Below are 14803 nucleotides of genomic sequence, written 5' to 3'. Positions count from 1 at the left end.
GGTACCCGGCGGCCGCCTACCAGGCCGCGGCCGCCGCGGCGAGCGCCGGGGCGGGGTCGACCGACAGGGCGGAGGCCAGCGCCGTCAACGACGCCCGTACCGCGTCCGGTGAGGCCGCCGGACCGTAGTGGTTGACCCGGACCATCTCTCCGGCCAGCGCCCCGCCGCCCGCCGCGAGCGGGGCCGCCGGGTCCGCCGCCAGCGCCTTCGCCACCACCGCCGAGGCGTCCGCCACCCGCAGGGTCGTCGCCACCGGCGCCGCCTCCACGGCCACCGGGACGTACGGGGCCACGCCCAGCGCCGTCGCGCCCGCCCGGGTCGCCGCGGCTGCCGCCGCGTGCCGGCCCGCCACCGCGGGCAGCCCCTCGGCGGCGATCCGGTCCAGGCAGGCCTCCAGCGCCAGCATCTCCAGCTGCGCGGGAGCGTGCAGCAGCGTCGTGCGGCCGGCGTCGATCCAGCGCTCCTTCCAGTCCAGCAGCGACAGGTACGAGCGCCGGGGCGCGGCCGGGTTCTCGGCGAAACGGGCCCATGCGCGCTCCGAGACCGACACCGCCGAGACGCCCGCCGGACCGCCCATCGCCTTCTGCGCGCCGATCACGCACAGGTCCACGCCCCACTCGTCCGGGAGCAGCGGCTCAGCCGCCACCGAGGCCACCGCGTCCAGCATGAACAGCGCGCCGTGGGCCCGTACGGCCTCGCCGATCTCCGCGACCGGGTTGGTGTTGCCCGTCGCGGCCTCGGCGTGCACCAGTGACACGAAGTCGGTCCCGGGGTGCGCGGCCAGTGCCTCGGCGACCTGCTCCCCGGTGACGGCGGTGTGGAACGGCACCGCCAGGTCCACCACCGTCGCCCCGCAGTCACGCAGCCAGTTGCCGAACGTGGTCCCGTACGGTCCCGTCACGATGTTCAGGGCGGTCGAACCGGGACGGGCCCCCGAGCGGATGCACGCCTCCAGCGGCAGCAGCGCCTCGCCCTGCGTGACGACCACGTCCTCGCGGGTACCGAGCAGCTCGGCCACCCCCCGCTCGATCGACGCGAAACGGGCGGCGGTCAGCGGCGGGAGGTCCAGCAGGGGGTGGGTCACGGCGGTGCTCTCTTCGTCCGGGGTCACCGGCCGAGCCTACCCAGCACGGACGTAAGGTGCCGCCATGAGCGATGCGCGTGAGGTGGGCGGAGCGGGCCGGGCCGACGGCAGGTCCGGGGGCGAAGTGCTGCACGTCAAAGGGCGGGTGCTCGTCGGGCCCGACGACGTGCGCGACGAACTGTGGGTGATCGGCGGCCGGATCTCCTACGAGCGGCCGCGCGCCGCCCGCGAGATCACCACCGTCACCGGCTGGACCCTGCCCGGCCTGGTCGACGCGCACTGCCACGTGGGCCTCGACGCCCACGGCCCGGTCGACGCCGAAACCGCCGAACGCCAGGCGCTCACCGACCGCGACGCCGGCACCCTCCTGATCCGCGACGCCGGATCGCCCTCGGACACCCGCTGGATCGACGACCGCGAAGACCTCCCGAAGATCATCCGGGCGGGCCGGCACATCGCCCGGACCCGCCGCTACATCCGCAACTACGCACACGAGATCGAGCCGGCCGACCTCGTCGAGTACGTCGGGCGCGAGGCCCGGCGCGGCGACGGCTGGGTCAAGCTGGTCGGCGACTGGATCGACCGCGACGCCGGGGACCTGACCGCCTGCTGGCCGCGCGCGGAGGTCGAGGCGGCCATCGCCGAGGCGCACCGCCTCGGCGCCCGCGTCACCGCGCACTGCTTCGCCGAGGACTCGCTGCGCGACCTGGTCGAGGCGGGCATCGACTGCATCGAGCACGCCACCGGGCTCACCGAGGACACCATCCCGCTCTTCGCGGAGCGCGGGGTCGCCATCGTCCCGACCCTGGTGAACATCGCGACGTTCCCCAAGCTGGCGGCGGGCGGCGAGGCGAAGTTCCCGGCCTGGTCGGCGCACATGCGGCGGCTGCACGAGCGCCGCTACGACACCGTGCGCGCCGCCTACGACGCGGGGGTCGCGGTCTACGTCGGCACCGACGCGGGCGGCTCCCTGCCGCACGGTCTGGTCGCCGCCGAGGTCGCGGAGCTGGTGAAGGCCGGGATCCCGGCGTCGGCCGCCCTCTCGGCCACCGCCTGGGCGGCTCGCGCATGGCTCGGCAGGCCCGGCCTGACCGAGGGCGCGCCGGCCGACCTCGTGGTCTACGGCTCGGACCCCCGGGCCGACGTACGGACGCTGGCGCGGCCGCTGCGGGTGGTGGTCAACGGGGGCGTCCGGGCGTGAGGCGGGCCGTGTCAGGAGGAACTCCCGTTCCCTCTGGGGCGAATGATTCGCACACCCGGGCGGAAACCACCCTTTGGGGTGAAGTCACCTCAGGCGTACCCCCGTTCACCCACAGTGCTTAAAGAATCCGGGGGTCGAAGCCGTCGGCGTGCGCGATGTCCCCCATTGGCCGCGCGACGGCACCCAACTCCCCGGGGGTTCCACCACCTTGAACAGCAACACCTTCCGCATGCCCGCGGCCGCCCTGCTCGCCACGGGGGCGGTAGCCCTGCTCACCGCGTCGCCCGCCTCCGCCACCGGCGGCTCCGGCACCGGCCCGGCGAGCGGGGGCAAGGCCGGCGCCGTCGTCCTGCGCGCCGGTCTCGACGTCGGCCTGCTGGGCAAAGCCGTGCACGTGCCGCTCCAGGCCACCCTGAACGAGGTCAGCGCCCCCGCAGCGGCCGAGAAGACCGCCCTCACGGTGACCCTGGACGGGGCCGAACAGGGCAAGCCGGTCAGCGTCCTGCGGGCGGACGTGGCCACCGCCAAGGCGACCGCGGACGCCCACCGCGCCCAGGCGGAGTCCAACCTCGCCAACGCCGAGGTGCACGTGCCCGGACTGCCGCTGCTCTCGCTGATCCGGGTCGAGAAGGTCACCTCCAAGGCGGTCTGCGAGGCCGGCCGCAAGCCGGTGGCCACGTCGAACGTGCTCGGGGCCGTCACCGTCCTCGGCAAGAAGGTCACGCTGTCGGCGGGCGGCCCCACCAAGGTCGAGGTCCCCGGGGTGGGTCTGGTGAACCTGGAGCTGTCCGGGACGCAGACCACCTCCACGACGGCCGCCGCGGCCGCCCTGCGCCTCAAGGTCGCGGTGAACCCGCTGAACCTGAACGTGGCGCAGGTCGACGGCGAGGTGGTCCTGGCGGAGGCGCACTGCGAGGCCCCGGCGGCCCCGGCCCCGAACGCTCCCGCCGACGTCAAGGCCCAGACGGGGCCCGCCAGTCCCGCAGGACTCGCGGAGACGGGCGGCGGTTCGGCGACCCCCTACCTGGCGGGCGGGGCGCTGCTGCTGGGCGTCGGCGGGGGCGCCGTGGTCCTCACCCGGCGCGGCAGGGCCTCGTAGCGCTCAGCGGGTGACGTGCTCCAGCCCCTGGGTGCTCGCGCCGCGGGACGTCACGGCGGCGGTGACCTGCTGGTCGACGCGCGCGTACTCGCTCCGCTTGGCGGCGCTCAGCGAGCCGTCGTCGGCGGCGCAGGAGGCGCACACGACCCGGAACGGAGGCCCCATGTCCGAGTACTGCGTGAGGTATTCGGCCTTCACCACCTCCCAGCGTCCCGGGTGCGCGGCGTTCGGCGCGAAGGTGAAGCGGGGCACCGAGGACATGTTGCCGCGCAGCTGGGCGGGCTCGTAGAAGCTGGCGACCTGGTCGCCCATGCCGTAGACCACCCACGTGCCGTTGATCTTCTCGTAGGGCTGCGGCACGTGGTTGTGCGTTCCGATGATCAGATCGATGTCGGGGAGTCCGTCGGGGGAGCGGGAGGCGGTCAGCGCCTGGGCCAGGTCGCTCTGCTGCTGGTCCGGCGCGGTCTGCCACTCCGTGCCCCAGTGGACGCTGAGGACGACGACGTTCGCGCCGGCCGCGCGGGCGGCCCGGGCGTCGGCGATGATCCGGTTCTGGTCGATGAGGTTGACGGACCAGGGCTTGCCTGCCGGGAGCGGTATCCCGTTCGTCCCGTAGGTGTAGTCCAGCTGGGCGACCTTCGCACCGCCGGCCTGGAGCACGGCGGGGGTGGCGGCCTCCTCGGCCCTGCGGGCCGAGCCGACGTGCTTGAGGCCGACGCGGTCGAGGTTGTCGAGGGTGCGGGCGAGGCCGTCGTAGCCGGCGTCCAGGGTGTGGTTGGAGGCGGTGGAGCAGCTGTCGTACCCGGCGTCCTTGAGGGCGTCGGCCAGCTGGTGCGGAGCCTTGAAGGCGGGATAGCCGGTGTAGGGGCCGCCGGGCGGCCCGTACGGTATCTCGTGGTGGCATATCGCCAGGTCGGCGGCGGAGACGATGGGCTTGACGCCGGCCAGTATCTTGCGGAAGTCGTGGCTCTGGCCGGTGCCTTGGGCATCGTCCGCCGCGCGCTGGATGATCGAGGGGTACGGGATCAGGTCCCCGGTCGCCACCAGCGTAAACGGCTTGCCCCCTTTCGCGGCCGGCGCGTCCCGCCCGGGCTCGGCCCCGAGCCGCTGCTCGGCCGCGCCCCCGCCGCCCTTGCCGAACACCACGGGCACGGCCCACACGGCCCCACCCACCAGCACCAGCCCACCGAGCCCCGCGCCTATCTTCCCGAGCGCCTTCACCCTGCCACCCCCGTGATCACGACTCCTACTCCCGAATCCTCCCCCACGGGCGGGGGCCCCGCCAGGCGACCCGGGCCGGCCGGGCGGGGGCGCTGCGGGGCCGGCTCAGCGCGCGGCCAGCGCGAGGGCGTGGTCGAGGGCCTGGAGGAGGCGGCCCGTTGTGGGGCGGTCGCGGACCGCCAGGCGGAGCCAGGAGGCGTCCAGGCCCGGGAAGGTGTCCCCGCGGCGGACCGCGAAGCCCAGCGCGCGCAGGCGGCTGCGGACCTGTTCGGCGCCGGCGACCCGGATCAGGACGAACGGCCCCTCGGCCACCCCCGACACCGAGACCTCCTCGAACTCCGCCAGCCCCGCCAGCAGATGCGCCCGGTCCACCGCGATCTGCCGTGCCACCGCCTCCGCCTCCGCCAACGCCTGCGGCGTCATGCACGCCTGCGCCGCCACCAGGGCCGGGGTGGACACCGGCCACAGCGGCTGCGCCGCCGCCAGCTTCGTGATCACCTCCGGCTCGGCCAGCACGTACCCGATCCGCAGCCCCGCCAGCCCCCAGGTCTTGGTCAGGCTGCGCAGCACCACCAGCCCCGGCACGTCCGTCCGCCCGGCCAGCGCCTCCCGTTCACCCGGGACCGCGTCCATGAACGCCTCGTCCACCACCAGGATCCGGCCCGGCCGGGCCAGCGCCGCCAGGGTGGCCGCCGGGTGGAGCACCGACGTCGGGTTGGTCGGGTTCCCGACCACCACCAGGTCGGCCTCCTCCGGCACCGCCGCCGGGTCCAGCCGGAACCCGTCCGCCGCTCGCAGCACCACCCGCTCGACCTGGTGGCCGGCGTCCCGCAGGGCCGCCTCCGGCTCGGTGAACTGCGGATGCACCACCACCGGCCGTTCGGCGCCCAGCGCCCGCGCGATCAGAACGAACGCCTCCGCCGCCCCCGCCGTCAGCAGCACCCGCCCGGCCGGCAGCCCGTGCCGCTCCGCCACGGCCGCACGGGCCGCCCGGCCGTCCGGGTACGCGGCGAGGTCCCCGAGGGAGGCGGCGATCCGCTGCTTGAGCCACTCCGGGGGCGTGTGCGCCCGTACGTTGACCGCCAGGTCGACCAGCGCCCCGTCCGCGTCCCGCACCTCCGCGTCCCCGTGATGGCGCAGGTCGTGCCCCTGCGCGGTGGCGACGGCGCAGGTCGCCGCCACCGACCGGCGTTTGGGCACGAGGAGTTCCCCGCCCCCCGCGAGCGCCGCGGCCTCCGCCACCGAGGCGGTGCCGGCGGCGTCGCGCGCCGCGTCCGAGGGGTGCGGCACCGGGATGCCGGCCAGCTTCTCCGCGGGGTAGCCGAGCAACGGCACGCCGAAACGTTCCGCCGCCCCCGCGATGCCCGCTTCCTTCGTCTTCGGCTCCACCGTGGCCAGGGCCGTCACCGCGTCCGTGGCCAGCCCCGCGCCCCGCAGCGTCTCCTCGACCAGCGCACAGACCTCCGCCACGGAGACACCCGCACGTCCGCCCACCCCGACCACCAGCCGGGTCGCGTACTCGCCCACCGGGGCCCTCCCTCCGTCGTCCTGTCGGGTCATTGTCGGCCCGCCTTCGTCCATACGTCTGCGTGCCCGGCCCGCGCGGGGAAGTGCGCGCGGCCCCGACAATCGGTATTCAGGGGCACATGGCCGTGATCGTGGCGTTGGGCGCGTTCCTGATGACCCTGGCGGGCGGATGGACGGCGCAGCGCGTCACCGACCGGCGCCACCTCGTGCTGGGCTTGGCCGGCGGGCTGATGCTCGGCGTCGTGGGCCTGGACCTGCTCCCCGAGGCGATGCGGGCGGCGGGCGACGAGGTGTTCGGCGTGCCGCTCGCCCTGCTGCTGTTCGTCGCCGGCTTCCTGCTCGCCCACGTCGGCGAGCGCCTGCTCGCGGTACGGCAGGCCGCGCACGGGGCGGCGAACGGGGCGAACGGGGCGAACGGCGCGCACGGGGCCACGCGCGACCACGTGCACCGCGCCCCGGAGGTCGGGCTCACCGCGGCCGCCGCCATGGTCGGCCACAGCCTCGCCGACGGGGTGGCCCTGGGCGCCGCGTTCCAGGTCGGCGGCGGGATGGGCGTGGCCGTCGCCCTCGCCGTCGTCACGCACGACTTCGCCGACGGCTTCAACACGTACACGCTCACCAGCCTCTACGGCAACGCCCGCCGCAAGGCGCTGGCGATGCTGTTCGCGGACGCCCTCGCGCCGGTCGTGGGCGCCGCCTCCACACTGCTGTTCACCCTTCCGGAGGAACCGCTCGGGGCGTACCTCGGCTTCTTCGCGGGCGTCCTGCTCTACCTGGCCGCCGCCGAGATCCTGCCCGAGGCGCACCACCGGCACCCCGCCCTGTCCACGCTGCTGTGCACGGTGGGCGGGGTGGCCGGGATCTGGCTCGTGGTCGGCCTCGCGGACTGAGCTCACCGCCGGGCCGCTGCGGCTCGTGCGAACCGCCGGGCGACGGACGGCTGCGCCGCCCAGTGCGTGTGCAGGTAGCTGGCGTGTACTGCGCCCTGGACGAAGCCCTCGACGCGGCGTTCGGGATGCGTGAAGCCCCAGGCGGGGGCCGCTCCGGCGCCGGGCTCGATCACCGTCCGGTGGAACTCGTGCCCCCGCAGCCGGGTCCCGGTGGCGGCGAGCGCGCTGTCCGACACCGCCACCGCCTCGCGGTAGCCCAGCGTCAGCCGCTCCGACATCCGCGCGTCGGCGTCGAGCACCCCGCACATCGGCTTCCCGTCCAGGGACCGCGCGAGGTACAGCAGGCCGGCGCACTCGGCCGCCACGGGGCCGCCCGCCGCGGCGAAGTCGGCGACGGCGCGGCGCAGGGGGGCGTTGGCGGACAGCTCGGGGGCGTAGACCTCGGGGAATCCACCGCCGATCACCAGGCCGGTGGTCGCGTCCGGCAGGGCCTCGTCCCGGAGCGGGTCGAAGGTGACGACGTCCGCGCCGGCGGCGGTGAGGAGTTCGGCGTGCTCCGCGTAGGAGAACGTGAAGGCCGGGCCGCCCGCGACCGCGATGACCGGTCGTCGGCCGGGGCTCTGTCCCAGGTCCCGCGCCTCGACCGCCGACGGGGCCGGATCACGCGGATCCAGGGACCGCTCCGGGGACCAGGCTTCGCAGTCCAGCGGCGGGGCCGTGCGGGCCAGGGACATGAGGGCTTCCAGGTCGCAGCCGGCGCGGACCTGGGCCGCAAGGGCGGCGACCGAGGAGACGGCGTCGGCGCGGCGTTCGGCGACCGGGACCAGCCCCAGGTGCCGCGACGGGGCCGCCACCTGGGGGGCCCGCCGCAGGACGCCCAGGACCGGCATCCCGGCCTCCTCCAGTGCCTCCCTCAGCATCATCTCGTGCCGGTCGGAGCCGACCTTGTTGAGGATCACCCCGCCCAGGCGCACCTGGGGGTCGAAGGACGCGAAACCGTGCACCAGCGCCGCCACCGACCGCGACTGCGACGAGGCGTCCACGACCAGCACCACCGGCGCCCGCAGCAACTTCGCGACCTGCGCCGTCGACGCCAGCTCACCGCGCCCCGCGGCCCCGTCGTACAGGCCCATCACGCCCTCGACGACCGCCAGGTCGCACCCCGCCGCCCCGTGGGCGAACAGCGGCGCGACCAGCTCCGTCCCGCACATGAAGGCGTCCAGGTTCCGCCCCGGCCGGCCGGTGGCCAGCGCGTGGTAGCCGGGGTCGATGTAGTCGGGCCCGGCCTTGTGCGGGGACACGGCGAGGCCGCGTTCCGCGAAGGCCGCCATCAGGCCCGTCGCCACGGTGGTCTTGCCGCTCCCGGAGGACGGCGCGGCGATCACCAGCCGCGGCATGTGGAGCGAGTTCACCACTCGATGCCCTTCTGGCCCTTCTGGCCGGCGTCCATGGGGTGCTTGACCTTGGTCATCTCGGTGACCAGATCGGCGAACTCCACGAGCTTCTCCGGCGCGTTGCGGCCCGTGATGACCACGTGCTGCGTGCCGGGACGGCCGCGCAGCACCTCGATCACCTCGTCCACATCGATCCAGCCCCAGTGCATCGGGTACGCGAACTCGTCCAGCACGTACAGCCGGTGCGTCTCGGCGGCAAGGTCCCGCTTGACCTGCTCCCAGCCCTCCTTCGCCGCCTGCTCGTTGTCGAGCTGCGCGTCGCGCTGCACCCAGGACCAGCCCTCGCCCATCTTGTGCCAGACGACGGGGCCGCCCTCGCCGGAGGCCCCGAGCACCTTGAGCGCGTTCTCCTCGCCGACCTTCCACTTCGCCGACTTGACGAACTGGAACACCCCGACCGGCCAGCCCTGGTTCCAGGCGCGCAGCGCCAGCCCGAAGGCCGCGGTCGACTTGCCCTTGCCGGGGCCGGTGTGGACGAAGACCAGCGGCCGGTTGCGGCGCTGACGCGTCGTGAGTCCGTCGTCCGGAACGACGGTCGGCTGTCCCTGTGGCATTAAGCGGCCCTCCTGGAGGTATCCGATGCGGTACGTACGTTGTTCACGAGGCCGGCCAGCGAGTCGGCCCGCAGCCCGTCGAGCGTGACGGCCGGCCCACCGAGGTCGGCGGCCAGCGCCCCGGCCAGCCCGAGCCGGACCGGACCCGTCTCACAGTCCACGACCACCGAGGTCAGCCCCTGCGCGGCCAGCATCCGCGCACTGCGGCCCGAGAGCTCGCGCGGGTCCCCGCCGAGCTCGCCGGCCGACGTGGCCCGCCCGTCGGTGACGACCACGAGCAGCGGCCGGCGCGAGGGGTCGCGCAACCGCTCGATCCGCAGCACCTCATGGGCTTTGAGCAGCCCGGCCGCCAGCGGGGTCCGCCCACCGGTCGGCAACTGCTCCAGCCGGGCCGCCGCCGCGTCCACCGAGGAGGTCGGGGGCAGCGCCAGCTCGGCGCCCCGGCCGCGGAAGGTGATCAGACCGACCTTGTCGCGGCGCTGGTAGGCGTCGAGGAGCAGCGACAGCACGGCGCCCTTGACCGCGCTCATGCGCTGCCGGGCGGCCATCGACCCCGAGGCGTCCACGAGGAACAGGACGAGGTTGCCCTCACGGCCCTCGCGGGTCGCCTGTCGCAGGTCGTCCTTGCGCACGACCAGCCCGCGCCCGTTGCGCCCGCGCGCCTTCTGGTGCGGCGCGGCGGCCTGGACGGTCGCGGCCAGGTGCAGCTTCGTCAGCTGGCCGCGGGGGCGCTGGGAGCCGGTGGTGCGGCCGTGGGCGGTCCGGGCGCGGGAGCGGCGGCCGGCCGCGCCCTCGCCGAGGCCGGGCACGCTCAGCACCTTGGTCCGGAAGGGCTCGGCGGCCCGTACGGGCGCCTGTTCGGGCGCGCCGGCGGCGGGGGAGTCCGCGGGGGCGTCCGCCCGGGCCGGCTCCGGGTCCTGGGCCGGGGAGCCGGTGTCGGGCCGGGGCTCCTGCCCGGGCTCCGCCGGGGGTGCTTCGGACGGCTGGTCGGGGCCGCCGTCCTGCGGGGGCCGCTGCCCGCCGCCGTCGGGGCCGTCGCCGTTGTCGTCCGGGCCACCCGGCTCCGGTTCCGGCTCCGGGTCGGGCTCCGGCTCGTCGTCGGGGAACCCGTCCAGGATCCGGTCCAGCTGGTCCTCGTCCAGGCCGGGAGCGTCGAACGGGTTGCGGCGGCGCCGGTGGGGGAGCGCCAGCAGCGCGGCCTGCCGCACGTCCTCCTTGCGCACCTCGGTCCGCCCGGCCCAGGCGGCCAGGGCCGTCGCGGTGCGGGCCATCACGATGTCGGCCCGCATGCCGTCGACCTCGAAGCCGGCGCAGGTGGCGGCGATCCGGAGCAGCGAGGTGTCGCCGAGCACCACCTTCGGCAGCAGCGCCCGCGCGGCCACCACCCGGGCCCGGATCTCCCGCTCGTCGTCGGCCCAGCGGCTCGCGAAACCCGCGGGGTCGTCCTCGTACGCCAGCCTGCGGCGCACCACCTCGACGCGCTGGGCGGGCTCGCGCGAGGCCGCGACCTCGACGGTGAGCCCGAACCGGTCCAGGAGCTGGGGGCGGAGCTCGCCCTCCTCGGGGTTCATCGTGCCGACGAGGAGGAAGCGGGCCGCGTGGCGGACGGAGACGCCCTCGCGCTCGACGTAGGAGGCGCCCATCGCGGCGGCGTCCAGGAGCAGGTCGATGAGGTGGTCGTGGAGGAGGTTGACCTCGTCGACGTAGAGGATGCCGCGGTGGGCGTCGGCGAGCAGGCCCGGCTCGAAGGCCTTCACGCCCTCGGCGAGGGCCCGTTCGATGTCGAGGGCGCCGACGAGGCGGTCCTCGGAGGCGCCGACGGGCAGCTCCACCATCCGCGCGGGCCGGGCGGTGCCGGGGCCGGGCTCGTGGGGGCCGTCGGGGCAGGCGGGATCGGGGGCGCCCGGTGCGCACGAGAAGCGGCATCCGGGTACGACGTCCACCTGCGGCAGCAGCGCTGACAGCGCGCGGACGGCGGTGGACTTGGCGGTGCCCTTCTCACCGCGCACGAGCACACCGCCGACCGCGGGGCTCACGGCGTTGAGCAGGAGCGCGAGGCGCAGGTCGCTCTGGCCGACCACTGCGGTGAACGGGTAGGGGGTGCTCATGCGGTGCCTTTCCTTGTGCGGGTACGGGTTCGCGTGCGCGGGCGGTTCCCGGCCTCGGTCGGAGCCCGGCCGGCCCCCACGCTCCGGGTCCGCTGCGCGGTCCCGCCGGGAGCCGCCGCGCCGGGCCGCCGGCTGCGGTGCGCGGGGCGGCCGGGGTCCGCTTCCGCGGGCCGGGTCCGCTGCGCGGGTCCGTCGTCGGTCTCCGCGACGGCCCGCCGGGTCGCTTCCGCGGGTCGTCCGCCGGGGGTCGCCGCTACCGGCTGCCGGGTGCGGCGGTGCGCGAGTCCCCCGGGAGCAGCTTCCGCGGGCCGCCGGGCCTGATGTGCGCATCCGCCGGGGGTCACTTCCGCGGGTCGCCGGGTGTGGTGCGCGGGCCCGCCGGGGGTCACTGTCGTGGGTCGCCGGGCCTGATGTGCGGGCCCGTCCGAAGCGGCTGGGCCGGGTCGCCGGGTCGGATGTGCGGGTGTGCCGGGGGTCGCTTCCGCAAGCCGCCGGGCGTGGTGCGCGAGTCCCCCGGGAGCAGCTTCCGCGGGCCGCCGGGCCTGATGTGCGGGCCCGTCAGGAGCCGCTGGGCCGGGTCGCCGGGTTGGATGTGCGGGTCGGCCGGGGGTTGCCGGCGTGGGCCGTTGGGTGTGGCGCGCGGGTCCGCCTGGGGCCGCCGGCGCGGGTCGCCGGACCTGATGTGCGGGCCCGTCAGAAGCCGCTGGGCCGGGCCGTCGGGTCGGATGCGCGGGTTCGCCGGGGGCCGCTTCCGCGGGTCGTCGGGCTCGATGCGCGGACCGGTCAGGAACCTCTGGGCCGGGTCGCCGGGTCGGATGTGCGGGTTCGCCGGGGGGCGCCGGCGCCGGCGCGGGCCGGGTGGGGGGTGCGGGTGTGCTGTGGGGTGCCGCTGCGCGGGGCCGTCCCCTGGCCGCCCTTCCACCGTCCCCTGGGACTCCGCCCCAGACCCCGCCAGCGTCCCGGGGTGTCCCCGGGCTGGACGGCGCAGAGCGCCCTTCCAGCCCCGCCGGCGTTTGAGGCGCGGGGGTCCGGGGGCCGACCCCCGGCAGCGGCGCCGTGGCGCCGGGCCGTCCAGCCTGTACGGCGATCGGGGACCGGGTCCGGGCGGAGCCCGGGGAACGGAGGAAGGGCGGGCAGGGGAAGGCCGCCCGCAGGGCCGGGGGCCTCACGGGGCGCCCGGGGGCAGGAAGGGCAGGCCCGTCGGCGCGCCGCCCTCGATCAGCCCCAGCAGCGCAGCGGTGTCCGCGTGCTCCTCGATCAGGTCCCCCAGCAGATCCAGCTGCCGCTCCCGCAGCTCCCCGAACGACGTGTCCGCCGCCGGAACGAACCGGCGCCCCGCGGCAGCCGCCACCTCCCGCAGGAACGCCCGGCGGAAACCGTCCGACTCCAGCGAGCCGTGCCAGTGCGTCCCCCAGACCTCGCCGACCCGGCAGCCGTCCAGGAAGGGCGTCCCGCCCAGCACCTCGGCCACCCCGTGGTGGATCTCGTACCCCTCCACCGCCTCTCCCAGCGCCGAACCCACCGGCCGCGCCAGGGTCTTCTCCCGCTCGAAGCGGACGCGCACCGGCAGCAGCCCCAGGCCGTCGACGGTGCCCGCCCGGGACTCCACCTCGTCCTCGATCCGCTCGCCCAGCACCTGGAACCCACCGCAGATGCCCAGCACCGGCCGGCCCGCCGCCGCCCGCGCGGCCAGCGCGTCGGCCAGACCGCGCTCACGCAGCCACGCCAGCGCCTTCACCGTGCCCCGCGTCCCCGGCACCACCACCAGGTCGGCGTCGGTCAGTTCCTCGGGCCGGTCCACGAACCGCACCACGACCCCGGGCTCCGCCGCCAGCGCGTCCACATCGGTGAAGTTCGACATCAGCGGCACCGCGCACACCGCGACCCGCAGCACGTCCTCGCCGACCGGAGGGGCGACCACGGACTCCCGCACCGCGCCCCGCAGCGAGACCCTCAGGCCGTCCTCCTCGTCGATGCCCAGCCCGTGCCGGTAGGGCAGCACGCCGTACGTGGCCCGCCCCGTCAGCCCGCGCAGCATCTCCATGCCCGGCTCCAGCAGCGAGACGTCGCCGCGGAACTTGTTCACCAGGTAACCGGCGATCAGCGACTGGTCCTCGGGCGACAGCAGCGCCGTCGTCCCGAAGAACGAGGCGAACACGCCGCCCCGGTCGATGTCCCCGACCACCACCACCGGGAACCGCGCGGCCCGCGCGATGCCCATGTTCACGATGTCGGTCCGGCGCAGGTTGATCTCGGCCGGACTGCCCGCCCCCTCGCAGATCACGGCGTCATACGTGCCCCGCAGCTCCTCCAGACAGTCCGTGACGACCCCGAGGAGCTGCTCCTGCCTGCCTCCGTGGTAGCCGCGCGCGCTCATCTCACCCACCGGCTTGCCCAGCAGCACCACCTGGCTGCTGCGGTCACTGCCGGGCTTGAGCAGCACCGGGTTCATGAGCGCCGTCGGCTCCACGCGGGCGGCCTGCGCCTGCATCGCCTGCGCCCGGCCGATCTCGGCGCCCTCCCGCGTGACGAAGGAGTTCAGGGACATGTTCTGCGCCTTGAACGGCGCCACCTTCACGCCTTGGCGCGACAGCCAGCGGCAGATGCCCGCCGTGACCACGCTCTTGCCCGCGTCCGACGTGGTGCCCGCGACCAGCAGACCGCCGCCCCGCTTCGCGCCGTTGCTCATGCCCGCCCCTTCCTCGACCACCGTGCAACCGGCCCCCGCGTCACCGCACACCGCAGTGCCACGCACGCCCCCAGCGCCACCCACGTCACCCGACGCGACAGCCGTACCGCCCGCTCGATGTCCGCCACTTCGACCGGCCGCCCCGCGGCGCCGTTCAGTACGGCCCGGTGCTCGACCCGCCCGCCGTACGCCAGCGTCCCGCCCAGCCGTACGCCCAGCGCCCCCGCGAACGAGGCCTCCACCGGACCGGCGTTGGGGCTCGGGTGCGCGGCGGCGTCGGCGCGCCAGGCCCGCAGGGCTCCCCGCCGGTCGGGCCCGGCCAGTACGGCGGCCAGCGCGGTCAGCCGGGCCCCGGGCCAGCCCGCCACGTCGTCGAGCCGGGCGGAGGCCCAGCCGTAGCGCAGGTAGCGCGGGGACTTGTGGCCCACCATCGCGTCCAGGGTGTTGACGGCGCGGAACGCCAGCAGCCCGGGCACGCCCGCGAGGGCGCCCCACACCAGCGCCCCGACCACTGCGTCGGAGGTGTTCTCGGCGACCGACTCCACGACGGCGCGGGCCAGCTGCTGTTCGTCCAGGGCCTGCGGGTCGCGCCCGCACAGGTGCGGCAGCCGCTCCCGGGCCACCTCGGCGTCCCCCGCGGCGAGCGCACCGCCGATGGCGCGGGCCTCCCGGCCGAGCGAGGTGCCGCCGACGACGGCCCAGGTGGCGGCTGCGGTCAGGGCGATACGGGCGGCAGCGGGCCGGGAGCGCACGGCGCGGGCGCCGAGCGCGCCGACGGCGGCCGCGCCCCCCGCGCACACCAGGGCGTGGACCACGCCCCGTCCCCGGTCGTCTCGCCACAGGGCGCGTTCGAGGGTTGCGGCGGCTCTTCCGAAGGCGGCCACGGGGTGCCCGCGGCGCGGATCCCCGAGGATCCGGTCGCCGATCAGGCCCGCCGCGGCACCGTACGCGAATACGCGGTCGGCACGCATGGTGG

11 protein-coding genes are annotated in these 14803 nt (G+C 75.9%); 3 read left to right on the top strand and 8 right to left on the bottom strand.

Going from position 1 to position 14803, the window contains the following annotated elements; genetic code table 11:
• Nucleotides 1-16: 16 nt before the first annotated feature.
• Nucleotides 17-1084, bottom strand: a complete 1068-nt coding sequence (locus IE207_RS00365) for a pyridoxal-phosphate-dependent aminotransferase family protein (protein WP_190182705.1) — start codon at nt 1082-1084, stop codon at nt 17-19.
• Between the two features lie 64 nt (nt 1085-1148).
• Here IE207_RS00365 and IE207_RS00360 point away from each other — a divergent pair, with 64 nt between their 5' ends.
• Together IE207_RS00360 and IE207_RS00355 are read left to right on the top strand one after the other, a co-directional pair.
• A complete protein-coding gene (locus IE207_RS00360) occupies nt 1149-2285 on the top strand; it encodes an amidohydrolase family protein (protein WP_190181956.1) in 1137 nt (378 codons plus the stop codon).
• 208 nt (nt 2286-2493) lie between these two features.
• Nucleotides 2494-3384 (top strand): SCO1860 family LAETG-anchored protein, encoded by an 891-nt coding sequence (locus IE207_RS00355; RefSeq protein ID WP_190181955.1) that lies wholly within the window; start codon nt 2494-2496, stop codon nt 3382-3384.
• Nucleotides 3385-3387: 3 nt separating this feature from the next.
• Here the strand turns inward: IE207_RS00355 and IE207_RS00350 are convergent, their stop codons facing one another.
• A complete protein-coding gene (locus IE207_RS00350) occupies nt 3388-4545 on the bottom strand; it encodes a CapA family protein (protein ID WP_190182704.1) in 1158 nt (385 codons plus the stop codon).
• A 165-nt stretch (nt 4546-4710) separates the two neighbouring features.
• Nucleotides 4711-6165, bottom strand: coding sequence for an Rv2231c family histidinol phosphate aminotransferase CobC (gene cobC / locus IE207_RS00345; RefSeq protein ID WP_190181954.1), 1455 nt, complete (start codon nt 6163-6165; stop codon nt 4711-4713).
• Between the two features lie 86 nt (nt 6166-6251).
• Here cobC and IE207_RS00340 point away from each other — a divergent pair, with 86 nt between their 5' ends.
• Nucleotides 6252-7022 carry a ZIP family metal transporter gene (locus IE207_RS00340; RefSeq protein ID WP_190181953.1) on the top strand — a complete coding sequence of 257 codons (771 nt, stop codon included), beginning with the start codon at nt 6252-6254 and terminating at the stop codon, nt 7020-7022.
• Nucleotides 7023-7024: 2 nt separating this feature from the next.
• Here IE207_RS00340 and IE207_RS00335 read toward each other — a convergent pair whose 3' ends face one another.
• From IE207_RS00335 to IE207_RS00315, 5 genes are all read right to left on the bottom strand, one after another.
• Entirely contained in the window at nt 7025-8419 is a 1395-nt protein-coding gene (locus IE207_RS00335; RefSeq protein WP_190182703.1) for a cobyrinic acid a,c-diamide synthase CobB, read from the bottom strand.
• 11 nt (nt 8420-8430) lie between these two features.
• The gene (cobO, locus tag IE207_RS00330) at nt 8431-9030 is read right to left on the bottom strand and encodes a cob(I)yrinic acid a,c-diamide adenosyltransferase (RefSeq protein WP_190181952.1); all 600 of its coding nucleotides are present in this window, start codon (nt 9028-9030) and stop codon (nt 8431-8433) included.
• Nucleotides 9030-11138 (bottom strand): putative cobaltochelatase, encoded by a 2109-nt coding sequence (locus tag IE207_RS00325; RefSeq protein WP_190181951.1) that lies wholly within the window; start codon nt 11136-11138, stop codon nt 9030-9032. The genes cobO and IE207_RS00325 overlap by 1 nt, the downstream gene beginning before the upstream one ends.
• A 1165-nt stretch (nt 11139-12303) precedes the next feature.
• Nucleotides 12304-13827, bottom strand: a complete 1524-nt coding sequence (locus IE207_RS00320) for a cobyric acid synthase (protein WP_190181950.1) — start codon at nt 13825-13827, stop codon at nt 12304-12306.
• Nucleotides 13824-14798 carry a cobalamin biosynthesis protein gene (locus IE207_RS00315; RefSeq protein ID WP_190181949.1) on the bottom strand — a complete coding sequence of 325 codons (975 nt, stop codon included), beginning with the start codon at nt 14796-14798 and terminating at the stop codon, nt 13824-13826. The genes IE207_RS00320 and IE207_RS00315 overlap by 4 nt, the downstream gene beginning before the upstream one ends.
• Between the last annotated feature and the right edge of the window lie 5 nt (nt 14799-14803).

The sequence above is a fragment of the Streptomyces cirratus genome (genome assembly GCF_014650775.1).
GTDB lineage: Bacteria > Actinomycetota > Actinomycetes > Streptomycetales > Streptomycetaceae > Streptomyces > Streptomyces cirratus.
Note: the sequence above shows the minus strand (reverse complement) of the source record. Positions and strands in the feature narration are given on the sequence as shown.